The organism is Paenochrobactrum sp. BZR 201-1, assembly GCF_044987585.2.
In the GTDB taxonomy this organism is placed as follows: domain Bacteria; phylum Pseudomonadota; class Alphaproteobacteria; order Rhizobiales; family Rhizobiaceae; genus Paenochrobactrum; species Paenochrobactrum pullorum.
On sequence record NZ_JBJDRZ020000027.1, the window covers coordinates 82,039 to 95,569 of the forward strand.

The following is a 13,531-nucleotide window of genomic DNA, read 5'->3' on the forward strand; positions in this document are numbered from 1 at the left end:
CCAAAGCAATATGCGGCATTATCCTGCCGGAGGCGGATTGCAGCCTGAATAATCAGGTCAACGGGGGTTAGACAGGAGGCGTCGTGGCTCAAAAAATAAAACTATCCACAATTGCTGATGCATTGGGTGTTTCCACTGCGACTGTTTCACTGGCTTTGCGTGACAGCCCCTTGGTGGCTGACCAGACCCGCGAGAAGATTAAAGAGCATGCGCGCGAGATCGGTTATATTTACAACCGGCGCGCCGCCAGTCTGCGCACTTCGCGCTCCGGCATTGTCGGGGTGGTGGTGCATGACATTATGAACCCGTTTTTTGCCGAGATTTTGCGCTCGATTGAAACCGAGCTTGACCGTTCACGCCAAACTTTCATCCTTTCCAATCATTATGACCAGTTGGAAAAGCAGCGCACATTCATCGACACTTTATTACAGCTCGGTGCGGATGGGGTGATTATGTCACCGGCAATTGGCACACCGGCTGAAGATATTCAGCTCGCTGAAGATAATGGTCTGCCGATTGTGTTAATTGCGCGTAGTGTTGACGGTGTTGATGCACCGGTTTTCCGTGGTGATGATGCTTATGGTATGAGCCTTGCCACTAACCACTTGATTTCACTTGGCCACAAGAAAATCGCGATGGTGGGCGGCACCGACCAGACATCGACCGGCCGTGACCGTTATCACGGATATGTCATGGCGATGGAAAAGGCAGGTTTGGAGGTCAAACCAGAATGGCGCATTCAGGGGCCGCGCACCAAGCAAGGCGGCTTTGAAGTAGCACCGCAATTTCTGGCTTTAAAAGACAAGCCGACTGCGGCTGTTTGCTGGAATGATTTGACCGCTATCGGTTTGATGAATGGTATTGCGCGCGCGGGTCTTGTGCCGGGCGAAGATATTTCGGTTACCGGTTACGATGATCTGGAAGAGGCGGCGATTGCCACCCCTGCTTTGACGACTGTCTGGAACGGTCAGCGTGAAGTGGGGCGTCGTGCAGCGCGTGCCTTGCTTGATCAGCTCAATGGTGTGCCGGTGCCGGTGCCGCAAGAATTGATTCATCCGGAGCTGCATATTCGTCAATCCACGACGAAACCGAAGAAAAGCTGATATCATTATAAATCAAGGGATGCGGTTATGGAACAGAAACAAACAATTCTGGTTTTGGGCAAGTTTAACACAACAGTGTTGGAAAGATTAAAACCCGAATTTGATCTCATCCATTTGATTGACGGGGATGGCAGCAAACTTGAAGCGGATAGACTGCCCGCGATTAAAGCTGTCATTAATAGTATCGGGGTCAGATTTCCTAATAGCTTGATGGATCAACTGCCGAATTTGGAAATCATTGGTAATTTTGGCGTTGGCTATGATGGTATTGATGCCAAATATGCGGCGCAAAAAAATATTATGGTGACCAATACGCCGGATGTCTTGACCGAAGAAGTGGCGGATACCGCTGTTGGCTTGCTCATCAATACTGTGCGTGAATTGCCGCGCGCGCAGAATCATCTATTGCAGGGCAAATGGAAACAAAGCGGTTATCCGCTTTCCAAACTCTCATTGCGTGAGCGCAAAGTCGGTATTTTTGGCCTTGGACGGATTGGCAAAGCAATTGCACGTCGATTGGAAGCTTTTGATTTATCAATTTCATATCACAATCGCAGCAAAGCTTCGGATGTATCCTACACCTATTATCCAAGTCTGATTGAGCTTGCCAAAGCGGTGGATACGCTGATTTTAGTGGCGCCGGCCAGTGCAGATACCACTCATGCTGTCAATAAAGATGTGTTGGAAGCTTTGGGTAAAAACGGTGTATTGATTAATGTCGGGCGCGGTTCGCTGGTGGATGAAAAAGCGCTCATTAAAGCACTTCAGGACGGGGTGATTGCAGCTGCCGGACTTGATGTATTTGAAAAAGAACCGCATGTGCCGGAAGAATTGATGCAAATGGACAATGTCGTATTGCTGCCGCATGTTGCTTCAGCATCGGAACTAACCCGACTGAATATGAGCAAACTGGTGATTGATAATCTGCTTGGCTGGTTTGGTTCGGGCGAGGTGGTGACACCCGTCTTTGAAACTCAAACAGTGACCCGTAAATACTAATTCAAAAAAACCCGCATAGAGTATTCAATGCGGGGTTTTTTTAAATGACGAATTTAATAGCAATCAGCTGCGTTTTTGATGATGGGCGCGCACAGCATCACCAAAAGCTTCAAAAATTTGGCGCGAGGGCGCATCGGTCTTTGCCCAATATTCAGGATGCCACTGTGTGCCGATGGCAAAACTTTTGGCATTTTTCACGGAAACCGCTTCAATGGTGCCGTCTTCGGCCATTGCTTCGACAGTCAGGCTCGGTGCCAAAGTGTCGATTGCCTGACGATGCAGGGAGTTTACCGTAATTGTTTCCGCATTGATAATGGTTGCAAGGCACGAATTGGCTTCAATTGTCACCGGATGCGCAAGACCATAAAGCTCATCACGAATTTCGGTGGTCGGTGCGCGATGATCTTTACGGCCTTCGATTTCTTGAACCTCGTTGGATAATGAACCGCCCAACGCCACATTGAGCTCTTGTAATCCACGACAAATGGCCAAAAGCGGCAGGCCTTTTTCAATCGCTTTGCGGATCAGCGGCAGCGTTGTGGCATCACGTGCTCGATCAAAAGGTTCATAAGCCTGGCTCGCCTCAGCGCCATAATGGTCGGGGTAAATATTCGAGGCTGAACCGGAAAGAAGCACACCGTCTACGGCTTCCAAAATCGTCTCAATGCTGATTGCAGCGCCCAGAGCCGGAATCATGATCGGGGTAAGGCCGGCAACTTCAGCAGCAGCAATCAGATATTGCTCAGAAATAGCATGCCAGCTGACATTGTCGATTGTTTTGAGGTCTGATGGAATAGCAACAAGCGGACGCTTTATGTCGGACATAGAATAACCCTGTTATAAAAAATAATTATTACTGCCTTATATAAAGGACAGAATTGCGATTTGTGCAGTCCGTTTTGATAGGTAGGAAGAATATAGATATTGTGCGGAGATTTCTCAATTGCCGATCCAGATGCAATGAGGGGGTATAAATATTTTTTGTTCAAACAGAAGATGTGCCAATGTCGTTCATCTGTTCAATTTAGGGCAAAAATTGTGCATAAAACATGCTTTTATGGGGGAAAGCCTGATTATGTGCCTGATTGGATAAAAGTTTTGGCAAATAGTCTTGTAGGTGGTTTTGAAAGTATATTATGACCAATGGGTAAAAAGATTTTAAATTGAGGGGAAGTATGACGGGCAGGGAGCTATTTTCCGTCAAGGATAAAGTCATTGTTGTAACCGGCGGATCATCGGGCATCGGGCAGCGGATTGTTTCAGTTCTTGCAGAGCATGGTGCGCAAGTTGTTTGTGTCGGTTTTACCCAACATGAGCCACAAGTTCATTCTGATCGCGTTTATTATATAAACGCCGATGTCACAAACCACGTAGAAATTGTGAGCATTTTTGACAGGGCAGAAGCCAAATTCGGTGCGGTTGATGTCGTTTTCAATAATGCCGGTGTTGCCCATCAAGCGCGGGCACTCGATACTGATTATGAAATGCTGGAGCATATATTCAGCGTCAATGTGGCCGGTGCATTCATGGTTGCACAAACCGCTGCCAAGCGGATGATTGCGGCCAAAAAAGCTGGATCGATCATCAATACAACCAGTATTTTGGCAGAACGCGTGCAAAAAGGAGCCGCGGCTTATTCAATGTCAAAGGCGGCGATTTCGCAGATGACGCGGGCTTTGGCGGTGGAATGGGCGCAAAACTCCATCCGTGTCAATGCTATTGCGCCGGGTTGGTTTCCCACGGGCATTAATTCGGAACTATTGGAAGGCCCGGCTGCAGGTTTTTTAAAAGCACAAAATCCGATGCGGCGTCTTGGCGATTTATGCGATCTTGACGGTGCGGTTTTGATGCTTGCATCCGATGCCAGTGCGTATATGACCGGAACGATTGTGACTATTGATGGCGGACACCATTTATAAGTGAAAACTGACAGTTTAATGCATTGATCAGACGTGCCAAAATTTACATAAAAACAGAGTTCAGTTTAAATCTGCATAAAATATATATATTTTAATTTTCTTAGTATGACAGTCCATACATGATCTGAATGTGCAGTCTTAAGACTTATTTTTCTTAATGATGATTATAATAATAAAAACAATACTTGAGGTATATTGTTTTTATTGCTTTTTAGGTTGTAACTATTAATGCGCTACAACTATTGAGTTTGATATTGGAAATCATTTTTTAATGGATTCTCTGTATTGTGCGGCAGTTAAGGGGAATTAGGCAGAAAATGGCAAAACGCCGGCGTACTGATATACCAGAAGATGTTCGGCTATCTTTTATGCGGTCGCTCTACGGGCACCGGACGACCCTTTGGTTCGGTCTTGTCGCTCATTTAGTTGGTTGTTGCGTTATTTTTTTAAAAACCCTTGATGTCGCTTATCTTTGGTTTTGCGTTGCTTTTTGCATTGTGACCAGTGGCCGTTTGTTGGACATGTCATATTTTGATCGTGCCAGAACCGTATCAATGACTCATGCGCAGCTCGACCATTGGGAGGCGCGCTATCTTATCGGGGCCTCGCTTGTTTGTCTGCTGTTGGGACTCGTTTGTTTTTACAGTACTTATGTAGCGCGTGATCCGTTTGCTGAATTGACCAGTCTTGCAATTTTAATGGGTTCGGTCGCATCGATTGTCGGGCGCAATTATCCGTCTGCGGCGGCTGTGTTATTGATGTCGATTTCGGCTATTGTTCCTGTTCTTATTGGTTTTTTTCTTGGCGGTACGCGTTTTCAGATGGTGGCCGGTCTCTTGCTGGTACCGTATTTTCTGACCAATATTCAGATGGCGAATGGTTTGCGCCGCTTCCTGTTTGAAGCCATTATGGGCAAACATAGTCTTTCAATCGTTGCCAGTCGTTTCGATGCGGCATTGAATAATATGCCGCAAGGGCTGATCATGTTTGATGCCGACAAAAATATATCGGTGATTAATGATCGCGCCGTTGAAATGCTGCGTATCGCCGAGGGTACTCGGATGCAAGGCCGTTCGATAGAAACCGTTTTGCGTTATTGCAGCAGGCAGGGCGTGTTTCCCCATAATGATTTTCGTAATATCAGCGCGCGTATGGATGATATTTTAAGCGGCATGCGCAAACGTGATATTTTTCAATTTGCCAATAATCGCTATGTTGAGTGCATCGGTAATTTAAGTGAAGATAGTGGCACTGTTCTAATTCTCGACGATGTAACCCAGCGTGTGGAAGCTGAAGCTCAAATCCAGCATATGGCACGTTATGACAGTTTGACGGGACTGCCGAACCGGAGTTATTTCGATACAATGGTGCGCTCATTAAAAGCGCAAAATCCGAAGGTCCCTTATTCCGGCCTGATCGTCATCGACATCAACCATTTCAAACATGTTAATGATACGCTGGGACATCATGCCGGTGATGAGTTGCTCAGGCTTTTTGCTGTTCGCTTGGGTGAATTGGATTCAAAACATTTTGTCGTCTCACGCTTTGGCGGAGACGAATTTGTTGTTTATGTTGCAGCCCTTAATGAACAATCCGAGATTGAAGCTGTGGTTAAACAAATTCAATCAGCTGTCACCGGTATATATAAACTGGATGCGGCTCAGGTTCTTGTTAATGTGAATATGGGTATTGCAATTTGCGAAGCCGGACAATGTGATGCCAGCGATATGCATATTCGTGCCGATTTGGCGCTTTATGAAGCCAAAGCGAATGAAAATAAGAAATGGGCAATTTTTGAAGAGGCAATGGATGTCAAATATCGCAGCCGCCAACGCTTAAAAGGCGAATTGCGCAAAGCTATTGAAGAGGGTGCGTTAAGCGTTGTTTATCAACCGATAGTCAGCGCTCATTCATTACGTGTCGTTGCATGTGAAGCGCTGTCGCGCTGGGAGCATCCCGAATTGGGCGCTATTTCTCCGGCCGAATATATTCCGTTGGCGGAAGAAATGGGGGTTATTTCAGAAATTACCCGCTTCATGCTGCGCCAGGCATGTCTTGATTGTGCAAAATGGGGCGGTGAGGTCGGTGTTTCCGTCAACTTGTCGGCGATTGATCTGGCCAATACCAATATTACCCAAATGATTGCGGATGCTTTGACTAATGCCAAGCTTCCTCCGCATCTTTTGGAAGTGGAGGTAACAGAAAGTGCGATTATTAATGATGGTTATAATACCGCTCTGGTGCTGCAATCTTTAAAAAATGAGGGTATCAATATTGCATTGGATGATTTTGGGACCGGTTATTCAAGCCTCAGCTATCTGAATTCTTTGCCATTGACCAAGGTAAAGGTTGATCGCTCGTTTGTTCGTAACATTGTCGAAGACCGCCGTTCCTTGATGTTGCTGCGTGGTGTGACCCATCTTTCTCATGAATTGGGACTTGGTGTTACGGTTGAAGGTGTTGAAACCGAAGAGCAGTTGGCGTTGGTGCGTATTGCGGCAGGTGCTGACCTCATTCAAGGTTATTTGATGGGAAAACCGATGCCGGTAACTTCTGTGCCTGACTATATCGGGAGGCCGATATTAAGCAGTAACGGCACAGTTTTGCCGCATATACCTTCCACATAAATTCAAGCAAATCGCTGAATATTTTATTTGATATTGACAGTTCCTGCGTGATGATTCACTTGAGATATGATCAAATTTAAAAAATCGGGAGCATGTTTGATGACTGCTTCGCGATTGTTTCAATGTCTTGGGTGGCGGGGCTTATTGAATGACGGGTACAACGGCGGCAAAGCCGCCTGTTTCTAATTTTGCCAGACAATTATTGCAATTCCTGGATCGGGTGGAATATCGCCGGGTTATCAGTGGCGAAGATCTGGAAGAAATCGGCAGGTTGCGATATCGCTCCTATATGACGCGTAACGTGATGGATGCAGGCAGGGTGCCTTCCATTGTAGATGATATTGATCTTGATAGTCATGCTTATGTCTATGGTGTTTATATTGACGGTCAACTGGTCAGCACCTTGCGCGTTCATCATATTACACCGGAACATCGCAAGGGCACGAGCTATGCGCTTTTCCCCGATATTCTTGATCCGATGCTGGACAGAGGCGAAAGTTTTGTAGATCCCACGCGTTTTGCTGCCGAACCTTCTGTTTTAAGCGAATATCCGGCCATTCCTTATATGACCTTGCGTATTGCCACGATGGCATCTGAATTCTTTGCGGCCGACCAATGTCTATCTGCTGTTAAGCCTGAGCATATGGCTTTTTATCGCCGGATTTTTAAATCTGTTATTTTGGCCGAACCGCGCTCACATCAAGGTTATGGCATTTTGGTGGGGTTAAGCGGTGCGCCGATTAAAGCAATCCGCGATAATGTGATGGAGCGCTTTCCGTTCTTTAATTCGCAGCCGCATGAAAGGCGTGCGATGTTTGCCGATGTGTCAGCAGGGCCGGTGCCGCTGACTATATTACCCACCGCCAAATATACTTTTAAAGACAGCTGACTTTTATAAATTTTGGTGAAAATATGGCTGGTTCAGCGGTTTTCACTTTTTCTGATGCGTAAATCCCTGATTTACAGTCAATAGATTGAACTTTTGTCGTAATTTCGATATGAAAACTATCAATGATCAGAATGGGTGAACAAAAAATGGCAAATACAGCAAATAATTCGTCGTTGGAACTTGGCGCTCCTATGGATTATCCGGAGCATGTGCAGACCTATAATGGTTTTGTGAGCCTGGTAAAATGGGGCACGACGGCTTTGGTTTCTTTGCTGATTGCAATGGCATTCGGCTTTTTTGTCGGAGGTTTCATCTCCGGCGCAGTTGTTTTCTTTTTAGTGATGATTGCTGCCTGGTTTATTCTTTGAATTTATAAGAAGTCAGTTTTTCCACTTGGAAGAGTGACAAAAATATTTTAAATCAATAATTTAGCGCTCTCATTCAGCGTGAGCGATGTTTTGTTGACAAAAATATGCTGTTACTCCGCTCCAGTTCGGGTGCTTCTTGTCAGCTGCTTATTATTAAGCGGCTGACAGAGTGATGACTGGTCTTTTGAATTGGTATTGTTTGTAAAAGATGTGTGAGGTCTGAAGGCTGCTCTGTAGTGTTCGGACCTTGATAAGAGGGAGATAAGCTTGGCCCAAACACTATTTATAGCCAGAGAATCAGATTCGACTGAAAGTCGCGTAGCGGCTTCAGCAGAGACGGTGAAGAAGTTTTCCGCCCTTGGATTTGATGTCATCGTTGAGAAGGGGGCGGGTGAAAAATCCCGTATTACCGACAAGGAATATGAAGGCGCGGGTGCACGTATTGTTTCCGCAGCAGATGCTGCAAACGCAGATATTATTTTAAAACTGCGCCGTCCTTCTGCAAGCGAGTTGAAAACCTATAAACGTGGTGCCGCGCTTTTTGCCATGCTTGATCCGTATGGGGCGGAGGCAGAAGTGGCAGCGCTTGCGCAAGCTGGTATCTCTGCTTTCACTATGGAATTCATGCCGCGCATAACGCGCGCGCAGGTGATGGACGTTTTGTCTTCACAGGCAAACCTTGCCGGCTATCAGGCGGTGATTGATGCTGCCGCTGAATATGACCGCGCATTGCCGATGATGATGACGGCGGCTGGCACTGTTCCGGCAGCACGTGTGTTTGTCATGGGTGCGGGCGTTGCCGGCTTGCAAGCGATTGCGACCGCTCGACGTCTTGGTGCAGTGGTGACTGCCACCGACGTGCGTCCTGCTGCTAAAGAGCAGGTTGCATCTCTTGGTGCCAAATTCATCGCTGTGGAAGATGAAGAATTTAAAGCCGCAGAAACTGCGGGTGGTTATGCCAAAGAAATGTCGAAAGATTATCAGGCCAAACAGGCAGCACTGATCGCAGATCACATTGCCAAGCAAGATATTGTGATTACGACAGCACTTATTCCGGGTCGTCCGGCGCCAAAGCTTGTGTCTGCGCAAATGGTTGCCAGTATGCGACCGGGCTCTGTATTGGTCGATCTGGCGGTTGAACGCGGCGGCAATGTTGAAGGTGCCAAAGCTGGCGAAGTTGTGGAAACAAACGGCGTTAAAATCGTTGGTCATCACAATGTGGCAGGCCGCATTGCTGCAACTGCTTCGCAGCTTTATGCGCGTAACCTTTATGCCTTTCTGGAAACTTTGGTGAATAAAGACAGCAAGATTTTCTCGATTGATCCGGCAGACGAGTTGGTCAAGGCAACACTGTTGACTCATGAAGGCAAGATTGTTCATCAAGCTTTTGAAAATCTTCCTGTTCAGGTGGCGACGAAGGCAGAAAAGCCTGCTGTAGATAAAGCGCAGGCAGTGAAAGAAACGGCTGCAAAGCCGAAGGTAGCAGCCAAGGCAAAAGCCACTAAAGCTGTAACGAGCAAGGCTGTTGCTGAAAAGCCAGCAGCACAAAAGCGTAAAACTGCGCCTAAAACACCCAAAGGCGGAGGAGAAGCATAATGGAAAATTCTGCACTTGAAAAAGCTCTGAACGGCTTGAGCGATGCTATGGAAGCCGTGCGTCAGGCCGCAGAAGGTACAACCGGACTGGGTGATGCCGCAGCCGCTGTTGTGCATCAGGCTTCAGGCGGCGTGGTTGATCCGTTCGTCTTCCGTCTGGCCATTTTTGTTCTGTCGATTTTCGTTGGTTATTATGTGGTCTGGTCGGTTACACCTGCACTGCACACGCCTTTGATGGCGGTTACCAACGCGATTTCTTCCGTTATCGTTGTGGGCGCTTTGCTGGCCGTTGGACTTTCATTAAGCGGTTGGGCAACCGGATTTGGCTTTGTTGCTCTTATCCTTGCCAGTGTGAATATTTTTGGCGGCTTTCTGGTCACCCAGCGCATGCTCGCCATGTATAAGAAAAAAGATAAGTGAGAGGCTGTATAATGAGTGTTAATTTAGCGGCCTTTCTCTATCTGGTTTCCGGCGTGCTGTTTATTATGGCATTGCGGGGTCTGTCGCATCCGACCACCAGCCGTCAGGGTAACATGTATGGTATGGTCGGTATGGCTATTTCCATCCTGACCACTTTGGCATTGGCGCGTCCAAGCGTAAATGGTCTTCTCATGATCATTGCCGGTATTGCTATTGGTGGCGGTATTGGTGCGGTGATTGCGCGTCGCATTGCCATGACGGCAATGCCGCAGCTGGTTGCGGCCTTCCACTCGCTGATCGGTATGGCAGCGGTGCTGGTGGCAGCGGCAGCGGTTTATTCGCCGCTTTCCTTTGGTATCGGTGAAGTCGGCTCCATTCATGCACAGGCTTTGGTGGAAATATCCATTGGTGTTGCCATTGGTGCGATCACTTTCACTGGTTCGGTCATTGCGTTTTTGAAACTCGACGGGCGTATGTCCGGACGACCGATCACGCTGCCGGGTCGCCATTTTATCAATGCAGCGTTGGCTATTGCCATTGTAGCACTGGTGGTGGTGCTGGTGATGACCGAAAGCCATACCGTGTTCTGGCTGATTGTAGCACTTTCACTGCTGTTCGGGGTTTTGATCATCATTCCGATCGGTGGCGCGGATATGCCAGTGGTTGTGTCGATGCTCAACTCCTATTCGGGCTGGGCAGCAGCTGGTATCGGCTTTACGCTTGGCAATCTGGCACTGATCATCACCGGTGCTCTGGTGGGTTCGTCCGGTGCGATCCTCAGCTATATCATGTGTAAGGGTATGAACCGCTCGTTCATCTCTGTGATCCTTGGCGGCTTTGGTGCTGATGCAGCGGCAGGTCCTGCCGGTGAAGTTGAGCAGCGTCCGGTCAAGCAGGGTTCGGCAGATGACGCGGCTTTCATCATGAAAAATGCGGCCAAAGTCATCATCGTACCAGGTTATGGTATGGCGGTTGCACAGGCACAGCATGCGCTGCGTGAAATGGCTGACAAGCTAAAGGCCGAAGGCGTTGAAGTTAAATATGCCATCCATCCGGTTGCCGGTCGTATGCCGGGTCACATGAACGTGCTGTTGGCGGAAGCGAACGTGCCTTATGATGAAGTGTTTGAACTGGAAGACATCAATTCCGAGTTCGCCACGGCTGATGTTGCCTTCGTGATTGGTGCGAATGACGTGACCAACCCATCGGCGAAAACAGATCCGAAGTCACCGATCTTTGGTATGCCTATTCTGGATGTTGATAAGGCTGGCACGGTTCTGTTTATCAAGCGCGGCATGGGTTCCGGTTATGCCGGCGTGGAAAACGAATTGTTCTTCCGCGACAATACCATGATGCTCTTTGCCGATGCCAAGAAGATGGTTGAAAATATCGTCAAGGCACTGGATCATTAAGCATGCGCTAAAATAAAGTTGGAATATTAAAAAAAAGGGCGGTTTTCGGAAGAAGCCGCCCTTTTTTTATTTTAATATTATTTGTTATTTTATTACATGTATTGGAGCGTAAATGATTTGCAAAAAGATACTGCTTGTAACCGGTTTGCTGACTGCGTTTGTGCAGATTTCACATGCTGAAACCGGCACTGTATTTCCTACGAAGAGGGACGCACCTGTTGATCAGAGTAAGGAGACTGAAGTTGCAAAGGTCGACGGCAAGGATGTTAATGTATTTTTTTATGGCGATGTCACTGAAAATAAGGTTGTAGAGTTACAACAAGCGCTGGACACAATTAACATCAACTACCCTAAGGCGCGCGCTATCAACTTATATATCAATAGTCCAGGTGGTGAGGTTCGTGCTGGATGGACTGGTTACTGGGCTATAAAAAGCTCTGTCATTCCAGTTAAAACTATTGGCGCGGGTTTCGTCGCTTCAATGGCAACTCTTCTTTACTGCGCCAGTTCTGAGCGAAGCGCGGTTAAGCAAAACGAGTTCTATTTGCACGCTCCTTCGACTACGCTGAATGAAATAGGTAGGCCAGATGTGGTCCGGCGATTAGGAAGGGAGCTAGATAAAATTTCTGATGATATGATTGATATTTACACCGCTTGTACAACACTTAACAAACAGGAAATTGCGGATATTGCTAAAGCTGAATATTTTGCAAAATCGCTTAATACTGAAGATGCTATTAAGATTGGTATGTCGCAAAAGTTAGCAGAGAAAATTTTGCCTGCCGGTGCAGCTTTTTATATTTTTGATAAGCCGTCAAAGTTCGAATAATTGGGTTGGTAGAGAATTTTGCGCCCGATGTAAAAGGATCGGGCGCAATTTCTTTAACCGTAAATCATCTTGTCCTGACGGGCGCGCAACTCTGCCAGTTTCGAACCGGCCGGAATTTGCACATTGTCATAGGTGATGAGCTCGCCTTTTTTAATCGGCTTGATCACTTTAGCACCGGTTAGCATACCGCAAGGAATGGCTTTTACACTGCGGGCTTCTTGCGCAGTCATAATCCATGAACGATAGCAATATTCACCGATCGCATCGAGTTTTTCGCCAATTTGCATATCTTTTTTAGCCAGTGCGCAAACTTCTGCCACCGGCTTGGAAAGTGGCACCATATCTGCTTTGCCGTAAAGCGCCACACGGGCGCAGGTGAGGGGCACTTCTAAAGAGGTGAGGTGATAAGGACGATGAAAGGTGAAGTAAGGGCCTTTGCCAAGCTTCAGGTCTTCCATGCGCTCGATAATGCGCGGATGCGACATCTCGGCCACGACGAAGACGCCGGGTGCCACACCTTTGCCGATACTGAAATCGACTACACCTTTACGAGAAAGCACACCGCCGTCTTTTTCCGGAATGAGCACGCTGGCAAGCTGGTCAATTGATGCAGCAGGGCCGTGCATACCGGCTTTATCCGGTACAAGGCCGGTGGCATTGGCAATGGCTGCCATTTCCACCATGGTTTTGGAGCCGTCGACAAACTCCACCAGCAAGCGCACATTCATGTTACGGCGCTTGGCTTCTTCCATATAATCATCAGGAATAGCATCAATATTGAGCGGATTGTTTTTACCCTTACCGGCAGAAACAATCGGATAGCCCATTGCGGTCACAAATTCGATCAGCTCCATGCAGGAGGATGGTTCGTCGCCCGCGCCAAGCGAATAAGTAACACCGAGACGCTCGGCCTCGGTTTTCAAATAGGCGCCGATAGTGACATCGGCCTCGACATTCATCATCACAAGATGTTTGCCATGCTCCATTGCGCGCAGGCCAATTTCCGCGCCCACGGCCGGAATGCCGGTTGCGTCAACAATCACGTCGATCAGGCCACTATCAAGAATATGATCCACATTACCGGTGACAGCAATTTTACCTGCTTCCATCGCGGCATTAAGATCATCAAGCGTGGTGACTTCACGCGCATGGCCTGATTCCTGATAGGCAATGTCGACAGCACGCAAGGCGTTGGAGAGCGTCAGAGTGGAGATCGCGCCTACTTTCAGGCCGGGCATACGGGCAACAGCTGTGACAATGTCGGTGCCCATTTCGCCACAGCCGATCAAGCCGATGCGAACAGGTTTACCGGTGTCGGCGCGTGCTTGCATATCGCGTGCAAGGCCGATCAGTTCCACATTGGTTGCCAT

Annotated in this window: 12 protein-coding genes; 10 read left to right on the forward strand and 2 right to left on the reverse strand. The window is 47.7% G+C overall.

Translation table 11 applies throughout. The annotated features are described in order from the left end of the window. The first annotated feature begins 83 nt into the window (after positions 1–83). Positions 84–1,103: a LacI family DNA-binding transcriptional regulator gene (locus ACI0FR_RS14215; protein ID WP_374833591.1), complete on the forward strand. Its 1,020-nt coding sequence runs from the start codon at positions 84–86 to the stop codon at positions 1,101–1,103. Between the two features lie 27 nt (positions 1,104–1,130). Continuing rightward, on the forward strand, positions 1,131–2,102 hold the full coding sequence (locus tag ACI0FR_RS14220) for a 2-hydroxyacid dehydrogenase (protein WP_404906124.1): 972 nt from the start codon (positions 1,131–1,133) through the stop codon (positions 2,100–2,102). A gap of 63 nt (positions 2,103–2,165) precedes the next feature. Here the strand turns inward: ACI0FR_RS14220 and ACI0FR_RS14225 are convergent, their stop codons facing one another. Continuing rightward, a complete protein-coding gene (locus ACI0FR_RS14225) occupies positions 2,166–2,927 on the reverse strand; it encodes a gamma-glutamyl-gamma-aminobutyrate hydrolase family protein (RefSeq protein ID WP_404906123.1) in 762 nt (253 codons plus the stop codon). A 350-nt stretch (positions 2,928–3,277) separates the two neighbouring features. On the opposite strand from ACI0FR_RS14225, the gene ACI0FR_RS14230 reads away from it, so the two are divergent. The 8 genes from ACI0FR_RS14230 to ACI0FR_RS14265 all read left to right on the forward strand — a co-directional run bounded on the left by ACI0FR_RS14230 (position 3,278) and on the right by ACI0FR_RS14265 (position 12,161). Continuing rightward, entirely contained in the window at positions 3,278–4,021 is a 744-nt protein-coding gene (locus ACI0FR_RS14230) for an SDR family NAD(P)-dependent oxidoreductase (RefSeq protein WP_374833597.1), read from the forward strand. Positions 4,022–4,338: 317 nt separating this feature from the next. After that, positions 4,339–6,648 carry a putative bifunctional diguanylate cyclase/phosphodiesterase gene (locus tag ACI0FR_RS14235; RefSeq protein WP_404906122.1) on the forward strand — a complete coding sequence of 770 codons (2,310 nt, stop codon included), beginning with the start codon at positions 4,339–4,341 and terminating at the stop codon, positions 6,646–6,648. 148 nt (positions 6,649–6,796) lie between these two features. After that, entirely contained in the window at positions 6,797–7,537 is a 741-nt protein-coding gene (locus tag ACI0FR_RS14240) for an N-acyl amino acid synthase FeeM domain-containing protein (protein WP_374833601.1), read from the forward strand. A 146-nt stretch (positions 7,538–7,683) separates the two neighbouring features. Continuing rightward, a complete protein-coding gene (locus tag ACI0FR_RS14245) occupies positions 7,684–7,905 on the forward strand; it encodes an aa3-type cytochrome c oxidase subunit IV (RefSeq protein WP_374833603.1) in 222 nt (73 codons plus the stop codon). Between the two features lie 267 nt (positions 7,906–8,172). Further along, on the forward strand, positions 8,173–9,501 hold the full coding sequence (locus ACI0FR_RS14250) for a Re/Si-specific NAD(P)(+) transhydrogenase subunit alpha (protein ID WP_404906121.1): 1,329 nt from the start codon (positions 8,173–8,175) through the stop codon (positions 9,499–9,501). Then, positions 9,501–9,920 carry an NAD(P) transhydrogenase subunit alpha part 2 gene (locus ACI0FR_RS14255; RefSeq protein WP_184219429.1) on the forward strand — a complete coding sequence of 140 codons (420 nt, stop codon included), beginning with the start codon at positions 9,501–9,503 and terminating at the stop codon, positions 9,918–9,920. Before ACI0FR_RS14250 ends, ACI0FR_RS14255 begins: the two co-directional genes overlap by 1 nt. Before the next feature lie 11 nt (positions 9,921–9,931). Then, the gene (locus tag ACI0FR_RS14260) at positions 9,932–11,332 is read left to right on the forward strand and encodes an NAD(P)(+) transhydrogenase (Re/Si-specific) subunit beta (protein ID WP_374833607.1); all 1,401 of its coding nucleotides are present in this window, start codon (positions 9,932–9,934) and stop codon (positions 11,330–11,332) included. Between the two features lie 112 nt (positions 11,333–11,444). Then, a complete protein-coding gene (locus ACI0FR_RS14265; protein WP_374833609.1) occupies positions 11,445–12,161 on the forward strand; it encodes an ATP-dependent Clp protease proteolytic subunit in 717 nt (238 codons plus the stop codon). A 53-nt stretch (positions 12,162–12,214) separates the two neighbouring features. Here the strand turns inward: ACI0FR_RS14265 and ACI0FR_RS14270 are convergent, their stop codons facing one another. After that, entirely contained in the window at positions 12,215–13,531 is a 1,317-nt protein-coding gene (locus ACI0FR_RS14270; RefSeq protein ID WP_374833611.1) for an NAD(P)H-dependent oxidoreductase, read from the reverse strand.